This is a genomic window from Ferrimonas balearica, from assembly GCF_019802085.1.
In the GTDB taxonomy this organism is placed as follows: Bacteria; Pseudomonadota; Gammaproteobacteria; order Enterobacterales; family Shewanellaceae; genus Ferrimonas; species Ferrimonas balearica_B.
The window spans coordinates 15,979-35,382 of the sequence record NZ_JAHVHV010000003.1; the positions used below are offsets into that span (position 1 = coordinate 15,979).

Sequence of the window (19,404 nt, forward strand, 5' to 3'; positions counted from 1 at the left end):
ACCGCGGGGCGCTTGGCGCATGCTCAGCGCCCCATTAAACGAAGGACAGCCCACGCCCCATGAGCCCGGAGCACTTGCGCCGCCAGTTTCCCGCCCTGCAGCGGCCGGATCTCATCTACCTGGACAACGCCGCCACCACCCAAAAGCCCAAGGCGGTGCTGGACGCCATGGCGCAGTTCTACACCTCGGACAACGCCAATGTGCACCGCGGTGCCCACCGGCTCTCCGCCCGCGCCACCCGAGCCTTCGAGGGGGCCCGGGACACCCTGGCCCGCTTTATCAATGCCCCCCAGCGCGACTCGGTGATCTTCACCCGGGGCACCACTGAGGCGATGAACCTGCTGGCCAGCAGTTTAGGAGGCCAGGTGCTGGGGCCCGGGGATACCGTGCTCATCGACACCTGGGCCCACCACGCCAGCATCGTGCCCTGGCAGCAGGCGGCGGCCCGGGCCGGCGCACGACTCTGCCCCATCCCCCTGGACGCCAGTGGCCGGCTGGACGAGGCTGCCTACCAGGCGCTGCTGGCCCAGCGTCCCAAGGTGGTGGTGCTGACCGAGATCGCCAACGCCCTGGGGGCCCGCACGCCCCTGGCCCGCTGGCTGCCCCTGGCCAAGGCGGTGGGCGCCCTGACCGTGGTGGACGGAGCCCAGGCGGTGGGCCATCAGGCGGTGGACGTCCAGGCCCTGGGGGCGGATTGCTACGCCTTCTCCGGCCACAAGATGTACGGCCCCACCGGCATCGGTGTGCTCTGGGGCCGTCACGAGCTGCTGGCGTCGCTGCCCCCCTACCAGTTCGGCGGCGAGATGATCGACCAGGTCAGTTTCGAGCAGAGCAGCTTCAACCGCCTGCCGTTTCGCTTCGAGGCGGGCACCCCGGCCATCGCCGAGGCGGTGGGGATGGCGGCGGCCGCCGACTGGCTGATGGCCCAGGACCGGCAGGCCCTGGCGGCCCACGAATCGGCCCTGCTGGCCCGGGCCCGGGCCGGCCTTTCGGCCATCGACGGCGTGACGCTCTACAGCGCCTTCGAGGACAATGCCGGGGCCCTGGCCTTCAACCTGACCGGGGAGCACCATCAGGACGTGGGGATCTGGCTGGATCAGGCGGGGATCGCGGTGCGCTGCGGCCACCACTGCTGCCAGCCGCTGATGGCGGCACTCCAGGTGCGCGGCACCTGCCGGGTGTCGGTGGCGGCCTACAATACCGAGGCGGAGATCGGCGCCTTCGTGGCGGCGATGCAGGAGATGAAGGAGTTTCTCGATGACGATGCCCAGTGAGGCCGATTTCCTGGCCAGCCCGCTAGGGGACACGATCACCCAGGCCAGCCTGGATGAGGAGCTCAAGGCCCAGGGCCACTGGCAGGGACGCTACCGTCTGCTGATGAAACTGGGCACTCGGATGCCGGCGTTGGCGGCGGACCTGCGCCAGGGCGAGGCGACGGTGGCCGGCTGTGAAAGCGTCACCTGGCTGCACCACCGCCAGATCCAGGGGCGGCACCACTTCCTGGCGGATTCCGAGGCCCGCATCGTTCGCGGTCTGCTGGTGCTGGTGCTGGCCGCCTGCAACGGCAAAACCGGCGCCCAGCTGGCCGGGGTCGATCTGGACGCCTGGTTCTCCGAGCTGGGCCTGGCGGATCACCTCAGCCCCTCCCGGGCCAGCGGCCTCAATGCCGTGGTGCAGCGGATCCGCGCCCTGGCCGACGCCCCCTAACTCTTGCGCCTCCGGCGCTCACCGAACTGCACCTCCAGGGTCAGTCGCAGCTCCAGGTTGGTAACGTAGTCGTATTTTCGCGGCCAGGTCATCTGGGGCTCCACCTCGTAGAACAGCCATTTGCGCAGGAAGTTGCGCCGGTAGTTGGCCCCCAGGCGGATGATCTCGCTCTGCTCCTCCTCGTCGTGGGTCTTACCGGAGAAGGAGAGGAAGGTGGCCAGGGCGGAGCGGGCGGTGAGGCGCTCGGCCCGCACCAGGGTGGTGGTCCACTCCATCCCCTCGGTCTCCTCCCCGTAGGTCGCCCGGCCGTGCAACCGGTACCCGGTGTCGCTGTGGATCCGCTCCAGGGTGGCCCGGGTGGTTTCGCTCCAGCCGTCCTGGGCCTCGATCTTCAGCTCCTGGGAGAGTTTGACCACCGTGCGCTCGTCGAGGCTGTGGTAGTAACGGGCCCGGGTACGGGCAAAGGGGTCCAGCCCGGAGCTGAGTTTCACCCCCAGATCGAACGACAGATCCCACACCCGGTAATCCAGCGGGGTCCAGCGCAGCGCCGCCCGGGTGCCGCCCCCGCCGTCCTCGGACTGCTCATCGCGGATCTCCGTCAGCTCGCTGTCGGCGTCGGACTCCAGCAGCAGCTTGAGCCGCTGCTCGGTGCGGGGCAGGTAGTAGGAGGCGGACACCCGCACCTTGAACTCGTTGGGATCGCGCTCGAACAGGCGCTGCTGCAGGCGCAGGCGGAAATGGCTGGAGGCCTGGTCCGCCTCGTCGCTGGGACCGAAGAAGTCGTCGAACCACAGGGCGCTGCCCTGGGCCCGGGTGGAGAGCAGGTTGTGGGCCTTGTCGTACCAGCGCTGCTCCGCCTCGTCCATGGGGTAATCTGGCAACTCGTCCACCGGCTCCGCCTGAGCCTCATTGGCCGGTGGCGGTTCCGGCTCCGACGACGCACTGGCCAGCATCGGATGGATCTCCGACGCCAGGACCAGGGCCAGCAGCCCCTCGACAATCATTGGATAACACCCTGATCAACTTCTGGTTAACCCCAGTGTAACCCATTGCCGCGGCAGACTCACCGGGGGGCGTCGGCCTCCCGCTCGGTGCGCTGGGCCAGCTTCAGCAGCACCCGGCTGGCGGCCACGAAGCCGAAGGTGCCGGTGACGTTGGTCACCGCACCGAAACCGCTGGCACAGTCCATCGCCTTGGGCCCCTCGGCGGCGGATTTGGTCAGACAGACGGTACCGTCCGCCCCGGGGTAGCGCAGCTGCTCGTCGGAGAAGACGCACTCCACCTGGAAGCGACGCTTGGGGTTCTTGCTGAAGCCGTACTCCCGCCGCAGCAGGTTGCGCACCTTGGCCGCCAGGGGGTCCTGGTAGGTTTTGGCCAGGTCCGCCACCTGCACCCGGGTGGGATCCAGCTGACCGCCGGCGCCACCAACGGTGACGATGCGCACCTTGCGCCGCTTGCAGTGGGCGATGAGCGCCACCTTGGGCTTGACCGCGTCGATGCAATCCACCAGGTAGTCCAACCCCGCCGGCAGCACCTCGTCGAGGTTGTCCAGATCGACAAACTCCTCCACCTCGTTGACCTGGCAGTCCGGGTTGATGGCGCGGATCCGCTCGGCCATCACCGCCACCTTGGATTGCCCCACGGTGCCACTGAGGGCGTGGATCTGACGGTTGGTGTTGGTGGTGCAGATGTCGTCGAGGTCGATCAGGGTGATCTGACCGATGCCGGAACGGGCCAGGGCCTCCGCCGCCCAGGTGCCGACGCCCCCGATCCCCACCACGCAGACGTGGGCCTGGGAGAAAGTGGTCAGGGCCGGCAGGCCATAGAGACGGCCGATGCCGCCAAAGCGTTGCTGGTAGGCGTCGTTCATTGCGGGACGGGGCTCCGGTTAATTTGGGGCCGCGATTATAGCAGCTGGCCCGAGCAGGCCAATCCCCCACCCTATTCGGCGGCCAGGGATGTTACAAGAGGGGAAACCCTTGCCACGATCCCGAATCGGATTCATTACATTTTTATTTCATATAAAAGTGAGCAGGATCAAATTCCTACCCCTTTCTGAGTTACTTCTCTCGGGCCCCATGACAAACTCCGGCCAACTTCACGATTTCTGGCGCAAGCGACTTAACATTTCGCTTACAAAAGGATTTTTGAGCTGCCCTGGCCTCGTGGGCCGGTGGCAAGAAGTACCAAAGAGGATAAGAAGTAATGAAGCAACGCCTGCTCTCCGTCGCCGTCGCCTCCCTCCTGGCCGGTGTCTCCACCCAAGCCCTGGCCGATGGCCCCACTTTCTACGGCGATTTGAACATGGCCGTCACCCACTCCGATAAGGGGTTCACCACCAACCCGGGCATGAACGACGGCCTGGGTCTGGAAAACAACTTCACCAACATCGGTATCAAGGGTACCCATGACATCACCTCCGGCCTGCACATCGTGTACAAGGCGGAAGTGGGCGTTAACGGTGAAGACCAGTCCAAAGGCGCTGACCCGTTCAGCAGCCGTAACACTTACTTCGGTCTGGGCGGGGGCTTCGGTGAAGTCGTGTTCGGCCGTAACGACACCGTGTTCAAGTGGTCCGAAGGCAGCGTAGACGCCTTCGGTAACCTCAACGGTGACCTGGATCGTCTGTTCGTAGGCCAAGACCGCCTGGGCGACAGCGTGACCTACAAGTCCGGCAAGATCGCTGGCTTCCAGTTTGGTGCCACCTACGTACTGGAAGACGATTTCCACGGCAGCTCCGATGCCGCGAAAGACTACGACGGCAACAACTACGCCGTCACTGCGACCTTCGGCGACCGCGGTATGGGCAAAGTGCCTTACTACGTGGCCGTGTCCTACGCCGATGGCCTGAACGGTGTGGAAGCGATCCGTGTGGTCGGTACCTACAAACTGGGCGACATCAAGCTGGGCGCCATGTTCCAGGACTCCGAGAAAGGCGACCTGGATGGAACCGGCTACCTGGTATCCGCCCAGTACCGTCTGAATGCCTGGAACCTGAAGGCGCAGTTTGGCTACGACGACTCCGGCCTGGGTAAGTTTGCCCAGAACGCCTACGCCGACCTGGGTCAGGGTGGCGAAGGGGCTGAGGTGTTCAACTACACCGTCGGTGCCGAGTACCACTTGACCAAGGCCGCCTACTTCTACGGCCACTACGCCTACTACGACGGCAGCCACGACGTGGCCGGCGACATCGACGACAGCACCTTTACCGTCGGTATGCGCTACCGCTTCTAAACTCAGCGTCAACGCAAAAACGGCAACCCTCGGGTTGCCGTTTTTTTTTTGCCTCAGCGCCGCACCAGCTTGTAGACCGCCTCGTTGAGCCAGGGTACGCCCTTAGCGACGAAGCGGGGGTTGTCCGCCAGCACCTCGTGCTGAGCCAGGGGGGTGAGTTCGAAGTGGGGGGTCAGCAAACGGCTGACCTCCTCGGCCGCCACCGCGAAGGGCGGACCGGACATCGCCTGCTGGGGGTAATCCAGGGTCACCAGCAGCCCCACGGCGCCGGACGGCACCAGGGCGGCCAGCTGCTCGACGTAGGCCTGGCGCATCGGCTCGGGCAGGGCGATAAGCGCAGCGCGGTCGTAGAAGGCCCGGCAGTGGGCGGTCTGGGCCGGTTTGAGCTGGAAAAAATCCCCCTGCAGTACCGACAGCTCATCCAGGGTGTAGCGCCGATGGGCCCCTTCGTTTTGCGGCGTGGGCACCGATCCTAAGGCGGCGAAAAGTGACTCCACTGCCAGGGTGTTGAGCTCGGCCCCCAGCACCGAGTGACCCTCGCCGGCCAGGTAGGCGAGATCCAAAGACTTGCCGCACAGGGGCACGAACACCGGCTCCCGGTCGAGGCCCAGTGCCGGCCAGTGCTGGGCCAGGTAGGGGTTGATGTGGTCCAGGTGGAAACCGGTCAGGCCCCGCTCCCACTTGTCATGCCAGAAGGCCGCTTCCATGTCGCTGTCTCGCTGAAGAAAAAGTTGGGCCACAGGATACTGGCTGAGGGACGGGCAAGCAAAAGGGGCCCTGAGGCCCCCGAATGAAATGGGTAAGGCGTGGTGCGGTGTTAGCGGCTGATCCCCAGCACCCGGCGCACCTTCTCCAGCCAGACGCAGTTGTCGCAGGTGCAGGCACGGCGATTGAGGTGGGCGGCGGTCAGCTGGGCTTCGACGTAATCCAGCGCCTTGACCAGCTCGCGGCGGATGTCTTCCGGCTCTTTGCGCTCAATGGCCACCATCTCGTCGTTGTGGTTCAGCCACTTGCACTCCATGTCCTGGTGACAGTAGATGCAGCGGTCATCCACCGGGTTGTAGAAGACGGCATGAGGACAGAAACGCACGTCCATGTTGTCCCGCATTTTACGGCGGGGATAGGCCAGCAAGTCCGCCAGCGTCGCGGTGTCTACCGAGAGAATGGGATCCGTCATATCGGTGCCCTACCCTAGTTCATTACCCATAAGCAAATAGTCGCACAAAGCGTGCGCCCGCTCTTGATTGGGATCAAACACTCGTGAATCTGGTCACGTTTCCGCCGCGTAAGGTCACTCCTCGTTCAGAGCGGGTTCCGGCCGGCATGGCGATTGCGCCGGGGGGCTCGGGGTGGGTATGCTGAACCCCCAGACAGGGAGGGACACCGGTGGGCAGCGCCAAGCCACTACAGCAGTTCTACATCTCCGAGGAGCAATCGGTCTACCTGCTCAAACAGGAGGACGCGCGCAAGCATCGGCAATGGGTTTCCCTCTGTCAGCAGCAGTTGCGCCGCCTGGGGTACCAGCAGGTGCACTACATCGGCAACGGGGTGTTCGGCTTCGTTTTTGCCGGCCGCCTGGGCAACACCGAGCACGTGTTCAAGTTCTCCCGCCGCACCCTCTCCGCGGCCCTCCAGGCTCGACTGGCGGAGGAGGCGGAGATCCTCGCCCCCCTGGCACACCCCCACATCCCCGCCCTGGTGCGCTACGTTAAGGCCTCCGGCCAGCCAATCCTGCAGATGGAGCGCGCCCCCGGGGTGGACCTGGCCCACTTTGCCCAGCGCTGCGGCGCGTTGCCGGTCACCTACCTGGTGCCCATCGCCGCCCAGCTGGCGGAGATCCTGGGCTACCTGCGCACCCTGCCCCGGCCGGTGGTGCACGGCGACATCAAACCCTCCAACCTGGTGTTCGACCCCACGCGCAAGCACCTGTCACTGGTGGACTGGGGCTCGGCGGTGCTGGCCCAGCGGGACACCGCGGATCAGCCCCTGGGCAGCGCCCTGGGACTGGTGGAGGGGGACCGGGACTCCAACGCCCGCATGGGGGACGTGTTCTTTATCGGTCCGGAGCAGCTCGGTGGCGCCCCCAGCACCCCGCGCTTCGACGAGCAGGGCACCGCCGCCACCCTCTACGCTTTGGCTTCGGGCCAGGTGAGCCGTTTCGGCAGCAAGGTGCTGCCCGCCGCCAGCCTGGGGCTGCCCCGCCCCCTGGCGGAGATCCTCGACGCCATGCTGAGCACCGATCCCGACACCCGACGCCAGGGGGGGGATCACTTCCTCGCCACCCTGCCCGCCAGCCGCCACTGGCTGCTGCTGCCTTTGCCCGAACCCCGTCGCCTGCCCCTGCTGCCGGTCTGGACCCACAGCCAGGGCAAGGAGGTAGACACCGTGGCCTACTCCTCCCGCAAATCCTTCCTGCGGGCCCACCAGCTGGATCCCCTGCCGCCGGAGCGGGAGGCGGATCTGCAGCTGGCCCACTACTACCGCGACTTTATGGTGGGCATGGGGGACAGTGAGAAGGGGTTTGTGGCGGCGGTGGGTCAACTTGGTCACTACCCCCTGCTGGGGGGCCTGGCGCTGCACTGGCACAGCGGCGGGGTGGACATCGACTCCAGTCTCAACCTGCAGGACCCCACCCTCAAGGGGCCCTTTACTCGGGCGGTCAACAACCTGGTCAGCCTGGCCCGGGGGATCCGTCCCAAGGCCCACCATCAGGGCAAGGCGGTGTTCAAGGCCTGCTTCTTCAACGCCCGGGACACTCTGCACCTGGAGCGGGAGGGGCCCCATCAGCGCTTCGTCGCCCCGCCCCAGCTGGCCCTGCCCTTCGAGATCAGCGAGGCCCCGGAGCTGGAGGACAAGACCCGGCTGCACTCCTACTTCGAGGACGGCCAGGATCCGGACGAAAACCTGCGTCTGCCCCCCGCCATCATGCAGGAGCTGGGTCGGCTCAACCTCATCCACCACACCGGCTGCATCATCTTCGAGGTGCTGCCGGATCACATGAAAATCCACTCCTACCTGCGGCTGCTCAATCCCCGCAAGGCGGACGAGTTTCGCGCCTGCCTGGACCGGATCCTGGCCCAGCTGGGGGCCATCGAGGACCTGGGGATCGCCGGCTTTATGAAGCTGCCTTACAAGAACACCCGCCACTTCGAACACCAGGCCAGCCAGCCGGCCCACTACTACCCCAAGGATCCCCGCCGGGCCCAGACCGCATCATAGAAAAACGGGGCCCGAAGGCCCCGTCTTACCCGCCCCTCAGATGGGGGAGCCGGGCGGCAGCGGCAGGGGGTCGACAATGGCCCGCACCTCGGGGTCCTTAAGCCCCTCCCGCAGCACCTCCGCCAGCAGGCGGTAGTGGGCCGCTTCCCGGTCCGGGGCGCGGCGGGCCCGGCGATCCAGCTTCTCGGCGTCCGCCTGCACCTGGCTGCGCACCATGGCCCGCACCTCCGGGGCGCTCTTGGGATGGTGATAGAGCCCCAGGTAGGCGTCCACCAGCACCGCCTGGCTGCGGGCCAGGGCACCGCCGGCCAGGCCGGTCTGGGCATCCGCCGCCAGCAACCGCTCGGACAGGGCCTCGAACAGCCACAGTGGGCCCGGCAGCTCCGGGTCCAGCCACTGCTGCTGGGCCAGGCGGTTGACCCGCTCGGAGGCCAGCAGCTGGGTCAGCACCTGACGACTGGCCACCTCCGCCAGGCCGGAGAGATCCGCCGCCGGCCCCAGGCGGGAGCCGAACTGCTCCCGGTCCCACTGGCTGCCGTAGGCCAGCGGCGGCCACTGGGCCACCAGCTCCGTCGGCAGCGCCAGGGCCTGGGGCGACAGCACCGCCAGCAGCGCCGTCAGGGCCGCCTGCTGGTACTCCGGGGCCAGGTAGCTGGGGCTGTCGCCGGCGTAGTCGTAGCTGAGCCCCCCCACCAGGCGGCTGGCCGCCTCCACCTGGTAACGCTGCATCAGGTACACCGGCACCAGCATCTCCCCCAGGGCGCTGGCGGGCTCACCGGGCAGCAGGGCCTGGGGCCCCAGCTCGCTGAGGGCCAGGGCCCGCAGGGTCATCAGTTGGTTCAGCTGGGCCACGGGATCCGTGCCGTTGTCCCACAAGTGACCCTGGGGGTGAGCGGCGTGGGCGCCGCGGGCATCGGGGTCGCTGATAAAGCGCAGCCCCCGCTCCCGGGCCGAGGCGGCCAGGGCCGCCTGGGCGGTGGCGTCCGGGCCGTCGTAGTGGCCGTAGCCAAAGGCGATCACGTGTTTGTCCCAATCGCTGACGCCGGTGGCGTAGGCCTTATCCAGGCGCACCCGACCGTCCGCCAGGTAGAGATCCGGGTGGGGATAGTCCATCACCGAGGCGTCCCCGGCGGCGGAGGCGGCAAAGTTGTGTGCCACCCCCAGGGTGTGCCCTACCTCGTGGGCAGAGAGCTGACGCAAGCGGGCCAGGGCCGCGGCCTCGGAGGCCGCCAGGGCCGCCTCGCGGTCGGGCCAGCCGGCGGTCATGGCGCGGAAGATCTTGTGATCCTGGCGCACCCGCAGCGAGCCCAGGGTGACGTGCCCCTTGAGGATCTCGCCGCTGCGGGGATCCACCAGGGCATCACCGTAGGACCAGCCCCGGGTCGCCCGGTGCACCCACTGGATGATGTTGTAGCGGATGTCCTGGGGGTCGGCGCCCTCGGGCAGCAGCGCCACCTGGTAGGCATCGATAAAGCCGGCGGCTTCGAAGGCGTCGCTCCACCAGCGCGCCCCCTCCAGCAGCGCGGTGCGCATCGGCTCCGGGGTGCCCGGATCCAGGTAGTAGACGATGGGGGCCTTGACCTTGGAGGGGGCCGGGCCGGGGGTGATCTTCTCCAACCGATGGCGGGGCAGGTAGCGCACCGTCATCGGCTGGTCCAACGGGGCGGCGTAGTCCTGGTAGCGGTAGTCGAAAAAGCCCGACTCCGGATGGAAGCGGCGCGGCTGCATCGGCGTATCCGGCAGGGCCACGAAGGAGAGACGCACCTTGAGGCTGAGGCGCTTGGGATCCGGGCTCACCTGCTGGACAAACTCCCCCGGGTCGGCGCTGGTGAAGGTCAGCTGCAGATCGACATCCGCGTTTTTGGGGAAGGCCTTGATCCCGTCCGCCAGCACCAGTGAGCGGGCCCTGTCCAGCTGGAAGCTGCCCTGGCCGGTGGCCTGGAGACGTTCGGCGATGCCGTGCAAGTCCGAGTAGAGCAGGTCGGTCAGGGCGGCCCGGCCCGCTTCCGGGCGGCCCACCCAGAGCACCGACTCGGCGAAGGCCTCGGTCAGGGCCGCTCGCTCGGCGGCGTTGTCGCTGGTGGCCCGGTAGGCGGTGTTGAGCTCCCGCAGCAGCCAGTGAGGGCCGTGCTGCTCAAACTGCACCAGGCGACGGCTGCCCAGCTGGCCCCGGTCCAGCCCGATGTCGTTGGAGCCGGCCCCGTGGGGCAGGCTGCTGACCAGCAAAAAGGGGCGCTCCAGAGGCGGACTGGCCAGCAGTACCTCCCCCGTGTCACTGAGCGAAAGATCCAGCAGTGGCGCCTCTTGCGCTCCCGATGGCAGGGCAAAGGTGAGGGCCAGCAGCAGCCAGGCAATCCGTGCAAGCATATAAAATATCCATATAAATCTGCGAGCTGCCAGCTTACCCCCGGCCCCAGAACAGCTCAAGGGGGGACGAGAGAGGGCTTGCTCCCTCGGCGGGGATCCGCCAACGTAGGGGCACCCCACCCAAGGAGAATCGGGAATGCGCAACGGAATGCTTGGCCTGATCGCTGTGGTGCTGCTCGGCGGCTGCAGCACCTCCCTGCGGGGCTACCTGAGTTACGGCACCGAGTCGATGACCTTTCGGGATTGTCGCAGCGGTGCGATCCACTGGCTCGGTGAACAGGCGGGGGATCCGGCCCAATGGGCGGCGATCCACGCCATCGTCAACGACGCCTCGGCGTGCGGCGGCGAGCGCTGGGGCTGTCTCACCCCGGACGCGCCGGTGGAGGTGCGGGGGAGGCTCTCCGATGCGGGGGCCCATGGCCCCTTCGGCCAGACCGGCCGACGACTGGACATTGAGACCATCCGTTTGCTGACGGGGGCCCCCTGCCTGGCGGAAACGCCCTAGCCCCTCACTCCTCCTCGCCGGGCAGCAGCCGTTTCATGCGGATGAGGTGGATGCTGACCGCCACCGCGATCACCACCAGGCCCAGCTTCACCGCCACCACCGGTGCCAGGGTGATGGCGATGGCCATGCCGAACCACAGGCTCAGCAGCGAGGAGATCAGCTGCCGTTTGGTCAGCCCCTTACGCTCCAGGTAGTTGCGCAGGTAGGGGCCCAGCAGCCGGTTGTTGAACAGCCACACCTGCATCCGGGCGGAGCTGCGGCTGAAGCAAAAGGTGGCCAGCAACAGGAAGGGGACCGTGGGGATCAGGGGCAGAAAGACGCCCAGGGTGGCCGCCCCCACCGCCAGGCAACCGACGGCGATCAGCAGGTACTTGAGGGGGCCGGTGACGGGGGTACGGGTCATGGGGTCCTTGTTGCAGCGGCCCATCGGCCGCCGGTTGGGTTCAGGGGGTGTGTTCCAGCCACTGCTTGACGGTCTCAAACAGCTGCGGCAGCACGATGGGCTTGGTGATGTGGTCGTTCATCCCGGCGGCCAGGCTCTTCTCCCGGTCCCCCGCCATGGCGTGGGCGGTCATGGCGATGATGGGCAGATCCGGGTGGGTCTGACGCAGGGTGCGGGTGGCTTCCAGGCCGTCCATCACCGGCATCTGGATGTCCATCAGCACCAGATCGAAGGCGTTCTCCTTGACCAGCTCCACCGCTTCGGCGCCGTTGCCCGCCACCGTCACCTGGTAGCCGGCGCTCTTGAGCAGCTCGGTGGCCACCTGCTGGTTGATGAGGTTGTCCTCCACCAGCAGGATGCTGGCGGCACCGGACTCGGCCTCCGCCTCCTCGGCGTCCTCCACCGGCACCACGTCCACCTGGCCGGCAAAGGCACTGACCACCTCGTCGTACAGCACCGAGGCCTTAAAGGGTTTCTGCAGCAGCGCCTGGAGCCGACCCTCCTTGACCTGCTCCAGCAGGGGATGGCCGGTGTAGGCGGTCATCATGATCACCGTGGGCCGGCGCTCCAGCTTGCCGCTGGCCACCAGATCGTCGATGCCGTCCAGCACCTCGACCCCATCCATGCCCGGCATCATCCAGTCCAGCAACACCAGGTCCGGCTGCTGACGCACCATCTCCTTGAGGGCGTGGGCGCCGTTCTCCGTGGTCTCCACGTTGAAACGGAAGTCCCGCAGGTAGGTGGAGTAGATCTGCAGGGCCGTGTGGTTGTCGTCCACCACCAGCGCCTTGAGACCGGCGATCGCCTCCGGCATCACCCGCTCGATGCGATCCGGTTCCGCCACTCGCTGGGCGTCGATGGTGAAGCTGAAGGTGGTGCCCTCACCGGGGCGGCTCTCCACCTCGATATCCCCGCCCATCATCGCCACCAGGTGCTTGGAGATGGAGAGCCCCAGACCGGTGCCGCCAAACTGGCGGGTGGTGGAGCCGTCCGCCTGGCTGAAGGCGTCGAACAGGTGGCGCTGCTGATGGGGGCTGATCCCGATGCCGGTATCCCGCACCCAGAACTTCAGGGTGATGCGGCCGTCCCGCTCCTTGAGATCCTCGCAGCCCAGCTCCACCTCGCCCTGCTCGGTGAACTTGACGGCGTTGGAGAGCAGGTTGACCAGCACCTGGCCCAGGCGCAGGGGATCCCCCACCAGGTGGAGGCCGGCGCTGACCGGGGCGTAGAGCAGCAGCTCCACCCCCTTCTCCTGGGCCTTGATGGTGTTGATGGACAGGGCGTGCTCCAGCACCTTATCCAGGGCAAACTCGGTCTGCTCCAGCTCCAGTTTGCCCGCCTCGATTTTGGAGAAATCGAGGATGTCGTTGATGATCCGCAGCAGGGATTCGGCGCTGATGCGAGCCTTGTCCAGGTAATCCTTCTGACGTGGGTCCACCTGGGTGCGCAGGGCCAGGTGCAGCATCCCCAGCACGGCGTTCATCGGCGTGCGGATCTCGTGGCTCATGTTGGCCAAGAACTCGCTCTTGGTGCGGTTGGCCAGCTCGGCGTCCTGCTTGGCCTCCAGCAGGGCCACCTCGTTCTCCTTCTGGCGGGTGATGTCCTTGTGGGTGCCCAACAGACGGGTGGGCTCACCCAGGTCATCAAACTCCACCGCCCGGCCCCGGGAGAGGATCCAGTGGTAGTGGCCGCTCTTACCTCGCAGGCGGAACTCCATATTGAGGGACTGGTCCGGCTTATCCAGGTAGTCGTCGATGTAGCGCTCCACCCGCTGACGATCGTCCGGGTGCATCAGGTCGTAGTAGGTCTCAATCAGCAGCGGGAACTCGTCCGGCTGGTACCCCAGCATGGTGTAGTAGGCGGGGTTACAGATCAGCTGATTGGAGTCCAGGTACCAGTCCCAGAGGCCATCTTCCACCGCATCCATCGCCAGGTGGTAGCGCTCCTCGGAGCGCTTGATCTGCTCCTGCTGCTCCGACTCCCGGGTGATGTCCCGCCATACGGCGATCATCCCCAGCAGCTCTCCGCGGCGGGTGTAGAAGGGCAGGCGCAAAGCGTCCAGCAGCTTGCTCTTGCCCTCGATCACCACCCGCTCCTGATAGCGCAGGGGCACCCGGTCCCGCAGCACCCGCTCATCCTCCTCCTTGAGGCGCTGGCCCCGCTCGGAGGGATCCGTTTCGGTCACCAGCAGGCCGATGATCTCCGACTCGCTCTGGCCCAGCACCCGTTCGGCGGCCTTGTTGCAGCCCAGGTAGCGCCCTTCGGGATCCTTGAACACGATGGCCTCGGGGATGGCGTCGATCAGCGAGCGCATCAGTGAGAAATCCCGCTCCCGGCGCTCGTTGGCCAGTCGCAAACGCTCGGTGCGCTTGGCCACCAGCTTGTCCAAGCGGCGGTTCTGCTCCGCCAGGTGGTGGGTGTACTGCTGGTTCTCTTCGAAGATGCGGGTGATGAGCTCGAACCAGGGCTCCCAGCCCGGGGCGATCCGCTTCGGCAACGGCTTGGGCGCCTGCGCACTCTTCTCCAGGTGCATCAGCAGCTTGGCTGCCGGGCTGACGAAGGCACGACGGGTCAGGTAGTGCACCGCGGTGATCAGGATGGAGAGCGCCAGGATCACCATCAGGAAGGTGATCTCCAGCTTGTCCCAGGCCTCCTGCACCAGCTCGTGCTCCGGTTGCAGGTAGAGCAGACGCCAGGGGGCGTTCTCCAGCACCACGGAGCGGACGTAGTAATCGTTGATGATCTCGCCGTCGGTGGCAGCCATCAGCCGGTCCTGGGGCAGGCTGTGCAGGGGCGCCGGGATCTTCTGGCTCAGCTGGTAGGTGCTGGCCGCCGGATCGATGTGCATATCCGGATAGGTCAGCAGGTTGTTGTGCTCGTCCAGCAGCAACACGGTGCCGGGCACGTCGAAGTAGCGCTCAATCTGGCGTGACAGGGTGGCCAGCTGCAGATCCAGCATGATGGCGGCGAGGAACTCGTCATCCAGGTAGACCGGGATCCCCAAGGTGGTGATCAGCTCCCCCTTCTGGTTGCGGCTCACCCCGCTGAAGAACACCTTGCGCTGGGGGTTGTGCTCCGGCAGTGCCTGCTTGTAGAGGGGGGAGTTCAAGATCCGTCGGTTGAAGTTGTCGTCGGTTTCTGGCCAGGGGTAGACCGACATCATCCGGTTCTTGGAGACGTAGTAGATCTGGGAGGCCTTGGGGGCCATACGCTGGGCCACCGGGAAGGTCACCGACATCTGGTAGAGCATGTCCAGCTCGCGGTAGAACAGATCGGAGCGCCCGGCCAAGCGGCCGTAACCGGTGATCCGCCCCATCCCCTCGAACGCGGTGTCCGAGTCCTTGTAGGTGGGTTCCAGGGCAAAATACTGGCCGCTGGCGTCGAAGCGGCCGATGTCGGGGAAGCGGTCGATGCGCGCCAGCTCCCCCATCTTGATGTGGGTGACGGCAAAGTCCCGCAGCGATTCCAGGGCGTGGATACTGGCGTCCATCAGCAGCTCCACCTGCTGACTGTGCTGCTCGATCTCCTGCGCCTTGTGGTCGACCAACTGGGTGCGCTCGCGGTCGTACACCAGCCAGGCGACAAAGAGCGACAGCAACACCACCCCCAGGTAGGTGTAAAACACGGCTTTGTTGTATCGACGCAGAATGGGTGCTTTCACGTGTTGGCGTTCCCGGAACAATCTGTGGAGGAGTCTATCAGAACCCCTTGAAAGAATGCAGGCGACTGCACCTCCTCATGGCCCGCAAGCCCACGGCGAAACGACCCCTTTTGGTAACTCTTCACAGACGCTGCTCACTAATCGGCCTTTTGTGAACTTTTGAGACCGCAAAACCGGGCCCAAATCACCCAAATCCCGGAAAAATTTACACTTCTTTAATTTTTGATCACCATTTCTTTACCTAGGCGGCACCAGGGCGCAACCAAAACAACTCAAACCGAGAACCCAAGCACAAAACCCCGGATCCCCCGGTTTGCAATCGATGCGGTCACGGTTCCTTTTTCCCCCGCCTTTTACCGTCTTCCTTGCCTTCAATCGGCACGCTTCTCAAACAAAAGATTGCAAGGAATAGGATGATGACCACCTTAAAACTCAGACTGGCCAGCCTGGCCGTCGCCACCGCGGTTGCCCTGACCGGCTGCTCCGATGGCGAAGACGGCGCCCCGGGCAAAGACGGGGCCCCCGGCCCCATCGTCACCGACACGGCGAAAACCCTCAGTGTCGAGATCGATACCATCGACCTGGGGGAGACCCCCACGCTCACCTTTACCGTCACCAACGAAGCCGAGATCCCGGTGGTGGGCCTGGATAAATTCGGCTTTATCCTCTCCGGCCTGGCCCGGGGGCAAGCCGGGGACAGCCATCAATGGAAACTGCTTGGCAGCGACGGCTGCCCGGCAAGCCGTTACGCCCAGTGCGGCACCCTGGAGGGGAACGGCGACGGCAGTTACCGCTACCGATTCAGCACCCCGCTGGACGCCGATGCCCTCACCATCGAAGACGACACCACGCTGCGCCTGGTGGTGCGGGTCGGTGGCGAAACCCTCGGCAGCCAGGAGGTGCCCTACGTCAACGCCATCCACGATTTCCGACCCGATGGCAACGCGTTGGCCTACACCAAAGACGTGGTCACCGACGCCAGCTGCACCCAGTGTCACGACGACCTGAGCTTCCACGGCGGCGGCAAGTACACCGAAGTGGAGACCTGCGTCAGCTGCCACGCGGACAACAAGGTGGGGCCCGAGGCGCTGTTCACCCCCCTGGCCCACCGGGTGCACATCGGCGTCATAGCCGCCCCGGTCGGCGGCTGCGACAACTGCCACGGCGACAACCCGGACGCCCAGGACGCCGCCAATTGGAAACAGATGCCCACCCGTCAGGCGTGCACCAGCTGCCACAGCGATGTCGATTTCGACACCGGGGAGAACCACGTTGGTGGGCCTCGGGAGGACAACAGCGCCTGTGCGGTCTGCCACAGCGAGTCGATGATTGAGATGAACCACCTGGCCACCTACCAGGGCCAGACCGGGCGGCGTGAAAAGGTGCACCTGACGGTGACCGACGCCAAGATGGTGGCCACCCCCCAGGCGCAGCCGAACATCGACGCCGGCCTGGACACCGACCAGACCGGTTACGTGCAGCTGACCGTGGACATCCGGGACCAGGACGGCCAGTCCATGAACCTGCAACTGGATAAAGCGGACTTCTTCTATTACTCCGAGTTCTACATCAACTGGGGTGGTCAGGACATGGGCATGGAGCGGGGCAAGATCCTGCGGGTGTTCACCAACAAGGAGCTCTACCCCGGCTACGTGGACACCCCCGTGGTGCTGGGCTTCGAGAATGGGCAAACCACCTTCGAGATCGGGCCCTTCGAGCTGACCGACACCTTCGAGGGTGACCTGAGCGACAGCTACGGCATGGTGACCCCGCGGATCTGGTTCTGCATGGACGCCCAGGGCGAGAATCTGGAATCCTGCAAGGAGACCTCCAGCGTCTGGGGCCAGGGGGCCGCGGGCTTCAACTGGCTGCACTTCTTCGACGACAGCGGCCTGCTGCCAGAACGCCCCCGCCGCCAGGTGGTCACCAATGAGAAATGCGGCTCCTGCCACGGCCTGACCGAGCGCGACAGCGACGGCATGGCGCAGATGACCCTCAACTGCCGCAGCTGTCACCCGGTGACCAAGACCGATCCCGCCTTCTTCGGCACCACCTGCGCTTCCGGCGCCGTCGACCACAATGGCGATGGCCAGCTGGATGAGCAGGTCATGCTCAAGAGTCTGGCCCCCCGCGGCCAGCGGGACTGGACCACCGCCTCCAACGCGGCGGAGGAGTGCCTGGCCTGTCACAACGCCAACAACCCGCCGACCCAGGTGATCCGCGACGCCCACACCAAGCAGGGGGACGCCGATTACGTGGAGCAGCTGACCATGAGCCACCCGGATCACAAGGTGTGGATCCACGCCATGCACGCCAACAACCGCGCCAACCAGGGCGGTGAAGGCTGGGTGCGCAACGTCGAGTACTCCGCCGATCTGGCCAACTGCATCAAGTGCCACGAGGGGGACAGCTTTGACGCCCGCTACCTCGTCGGCCGCAAGCCCCTGGCACTGGATCTGGATTACATGGACACCTACGACGGTTTGGATCCGGACAACGGCAAAGACACCAGCGGCAACAAGCGTTACGCCATCGACGCCAAAGCCGACGCCTACGTCTCCCCCACCGCGGCGGTGTGCTTAAGCTGCCACGGCAAGCGGGCGCCAGAAGCGGGTGAAGATCGCCGCCAGGTCCGCCGGGAAGTGGTATCGCACATGACGCAGCACGGCGCCCAGTTCGGTGTGCCCCTTGGCGAATACCGCAACGAAGAGTCCTGCGCGGTGTGTCACGACCTGGACAACCTCAAGGCGGTCCACCAGCTCGACTGAACCCTTTCCCTGCAAACCCTTGGCCCGAGTGTTCCTCGGGCCTTTTTTTACATCTCCGCCAAATTTAGAGATCCATCAAACAACCTGGCTTCGAGACTCAGTATCATCGGCGTCACCCGTGACCACTGAGCCTGGCCACACTGCGATTGAGAGCACCGCCTTGAACCTTTCCAGACACGCAACCCTGGATCTGGACAGTCGCGAACTGATCGACCACCGCCAGAACCAGCGCCACCCTCTCTCCTTTGCCGAGCTGGCGATCCTGCAGTGCCTGCTGGAACACAAAGGAGAGGTGGTAGACAAAACCACCCTGGTCGCCAAAGGCTGGCCGGGCCGGGTGGTGGCGCAATCCTCCCTGACCCAGTGCATCAGCACCCTGAGGCGCAAGCTGTCCGATCACCCGGAGATCGAGCTCAAAACGGTGCCCCGTTACGGCTACTGCCTCTGTCCTGCTCATGCCGGCGCCTCTGCCGGCGCCCCTGCCAGCGCCCCGACATCAACCTCCGCCGCAGCGCGCCCCGCTCGCCCACGACCCGCCCGGCGGCACCGATCCCCTGGCCGATGGCTGGCGGGGGCGGGGGTGCTGGCCCTGTTGGCCACCTTGCACCTGACGGGCCTGTTTGGGGATCTGATGGCGCGGCTGGCCTGGCTCGATGCCCCCCAACTGAGTCCCCTGCCCGCCCAGCAGCAGACCCTGGGCCAACAGCCGCTCACCCTCCACCCGGTGGCCTTTGAGGGCACCCCACCGGCCACCGAGGCGGGGCAACACCTGGTCAACTGGCATCGCTCTGACGCCCTGCTGAGCGTCACCGACCGGGTAAAGGCCTACGCCGGGCGCAGCGGCCGCTTCGATTCCGTGGCCCTGTGTCGCACCTTTGAGGCCGGCTGCACGGATCCCCAGCCTTTGAACCTGGTGCGCCTCAGTGGCGCCCAGCCCAGCCTGGATCTGGCCTGGTTCCGCGACACCAAGATGCGCATGGAGGCGGTCACCTACAACAAGATCCTGCTGGACCGGTTCGCCACCCCCGAAGCGGGACTGACCGAAGACGTCTACCGGGCGGACGCCTACTACTACGGCCCCTCCGACAATCTGGTGCGGGCGGACATCCGCCTGTCGCTGCTGTTTCTGGGGGACGATGAGGGGCAACTGCTGCTGGCCGCCTGCTTTACCGACGCGCTGAACGAGACGACCAGCATGCGTTACGAACTCAGCGGGCCTTTCCGCCTCAAGGAGTACTGGCACGACGGCCAGCGCGTCAGGCAGTTCCAGGTGGAGGTCGACCAGCAGACCTTCCGCCGACCCGAGCAGCTGTCCGAGGAGGGCGCGCTCATCTACCGACAGATCCACAAGGCGGTGTTGTCCGCCCCGCGGATGACCCTCAACCAGGTCTACCAGGACGACCACAGTGGCGTCTGGAGCCTGCCGCTGTGGGAGGACACCCTGGTGTGGGCCCACCGCGCCACCCTGACCCTGTAACCCAAAACGCCGGCCCGAGGGCCG

At 66.0% G+C, this 19,404-nt stretch carries 14 protein-coding genes; 7 read left to right on the top strand and 7 right to left on the bottom strand.

The features are described from left to right. The first annotated feature begins 59 nt into the window (after positions 1-59). Entirely contained in the window at positions 60-1,274 is a 1,215-nt protein-coding gene (locus KUV81_RS12810; protein WP_222544278.1) for an aminotransferase class V-fold PLP-dependent enzyme, read from the top strand. Beyond that, complete coding sequence (locus KUV81_RS12815; RefSeq protein ID WP_261389402.1) at positions 1,258-1,707, top strand: SufE family protein; 450 nt, start codon at positions 1,258-1,260, stop codon at positions 1,705-1,707. The genes KUV81_RS12810 and KUV81_RS12815 overlap by 17 nt, the downstream gene beginning before the upstream one ends. Here the strand turns inward: KUV81_RS12815 and KUV81_RS12820 are convergent. Both KUV81_RS12820 and tcdA read right to left on the bottom strand, forming a co-directional pair. Beyond that, complete coding sequence (locus tag KUV81_RS12820; protein ID WP_222544279.1) at positions 1,704-2,711, bottom strand: hypothetical protein; 1,008 nt, start codon at positions 2,709-2,711, stop codon at positions 1,704-1,706. The two genes, KUV81_RS12815 and KUV81_RS12820, sit on opposite strands and share 4 nt — an antisense overlap. A 59-nt stretch (positions 2,712-2,770) precedes the next feature. After that, complete coding sequence (gene tcdA, locus KUV81_RS12825; RefSeq protein WP_222544280.1) at positions 2,771-3,577, bottom strand: tRNA cyclic N6-threonylcarbamoyladenosine(37) synthase TcdA; 807 nt, start codon at positions 3,575-3,577, stop codon at positions 2,771-2,773. A 335-nt stretch (positions 3,578-3,912) separates the two neighbouring features. Here tcdA and KUV81_RS12830 point away from each other — a divergent pair, with 335 nt between their 5' ends. Beyond that, complete coding sequence (locus KUV81_RS12830) at positions 3,913-4,941, top strand: porin (protein WP_222544281.1); 1,029 nt, start codon at positions 3,913-3,915, stop codon at positions 4,939-4,941. Positions 4,942-4,994: 53 nt separating this feature from the next. Here KUV81_RS12830 and KUV81_RS12835 read toward each other — a convergent pair whose 3' ends face one another. Both KUV81_RS12835 and KUV81_RS12840 read right to left on the bottom strand, forming a co-directional pair. Then, positions 4,995-5,648 (bottom strand): thiopurine S-methyltransferase, encoded by a 654-nt coding sequence (locus tag KUV81_RS12835; protein WP_222544695.1) that lies wholly within the window; start codon positions 5,646-5,648, stop codon positions 4,995-4,997. Between the two features lie 110 nt (positions 5,649-5,758). After that, positions 5,759-6,118, bottom strand: a complete 360-nt coding sequence (locus tag KUV81_RS12840; RefSeq protein WP_222544282.1) for a hypothetical protein — start codon at positions 6,116-6,118, stop codon at positions 5,759-5,761. 209 nt (positions 6,119-6,327) lie between these two features. On the opposite strand from KUV81_RS12840, the gene KUV81_RS12845 reads away from it, so the two are divergent. Then, positions 6,328-8,160 carry a protein kinase domain-containing protein gene (locus KUV81_RS12845; protein WP_222544283.1) on the top strand — a complete coding sequence of 611 codons (1,833 nt, stop codon included), beginning with the start codon at positions 6,328-6,330 and terminating at the stop codon, positions 8,158-8,160. 36 nt (positions 8,161-8,196) lie between these two features. Here KUV81_RS12845 and KUV81_RS12850 read toward each other — a convergent pair whose 3' ends face one another. Continuing rightward, a complete protein-coding gene (locus tag KUV81_RS12850) occupies positions 8,197-10,527 on the bottom strand; it encodes a zinc-dependent metalloprotease (RefSeq protein WP_222544284.1) in 2,331 nt (776 codons plus the stop codon). Positions 10,528-10,663: 136 nt separating this feature from the next. Here KUV81_RS12850 and KUV81_RS12855 point away from each other — a divergent pair, with 136 nt between their 5' ends. Then, a complete protein-coding gene (locus tag KUV81_RS12855; protein ID WP_222544285.1) occupies positions 10,664-11,032 on the top strand; it encodes a hypothetical protein in 369 nt (122 codons plus the stop codon). Positions 11,033-11,036: 4 nt separating this feature from the next. Here the strand turns inward: KUV81_RS12855 and KUV81_RS12860 are convergent, their stop codons facing one another. Both KUV81_RS12860 and KUV81_RS12865 read right to left on the bottom strand, forming a co-directional pair. After that, on the bottom strand, positions 11,037-11,435 hold the full coding sequence (locus KUV81_RS12860; RefSeq protein ID WP_222544286.1) for a YbaN family protein: 399 nt from the start codon (positions 11,433-11,435) through the stop codon (positions 11,037-11,039). A 40-nt stretch (positions 11,436-11,475) separates the two neighbouring features. After that, entirely contained in the window at positions 11,476-15,135 is a 3,660-nt protein-coding gene (locus KUV81_RS12865; RefSeq protein WP_315900080.1) for a response regulator, read from the bottom strand. A 416-nt stretch (positions 15,136-15,551) separates the two neighbouring features. Between KUV81_RS12865 and KUV81_RS12870 the strand changes: the two genes are divergently transcribed. After that, complete coding sequence (locus KUV81_RS12870; protein WP_222544288.1) at positions 15,552-17,903, top strand: OmcA/MtrC family decaheme c-type cytochrome; 2,352 nt, start codon at positions 15,552-15,554, stop codon at positions 17,901-17,903. A 160-nt stretch (positions 17,904-18,063) separates the two neighbouring features. Next, complete coding sequence (locus tag KUV81_RS12875; RefSeq protein ID WP_222544289.1) at positions 18,064-19,380, top strand: transcriptional regulator; 1,317 nt, start codon at positions 18,064-18,066, stop codon at positions 19,378-19,380. The last annotated feature ends 24 nt before the right edge of the window (positions 19,381-19,404 follow it).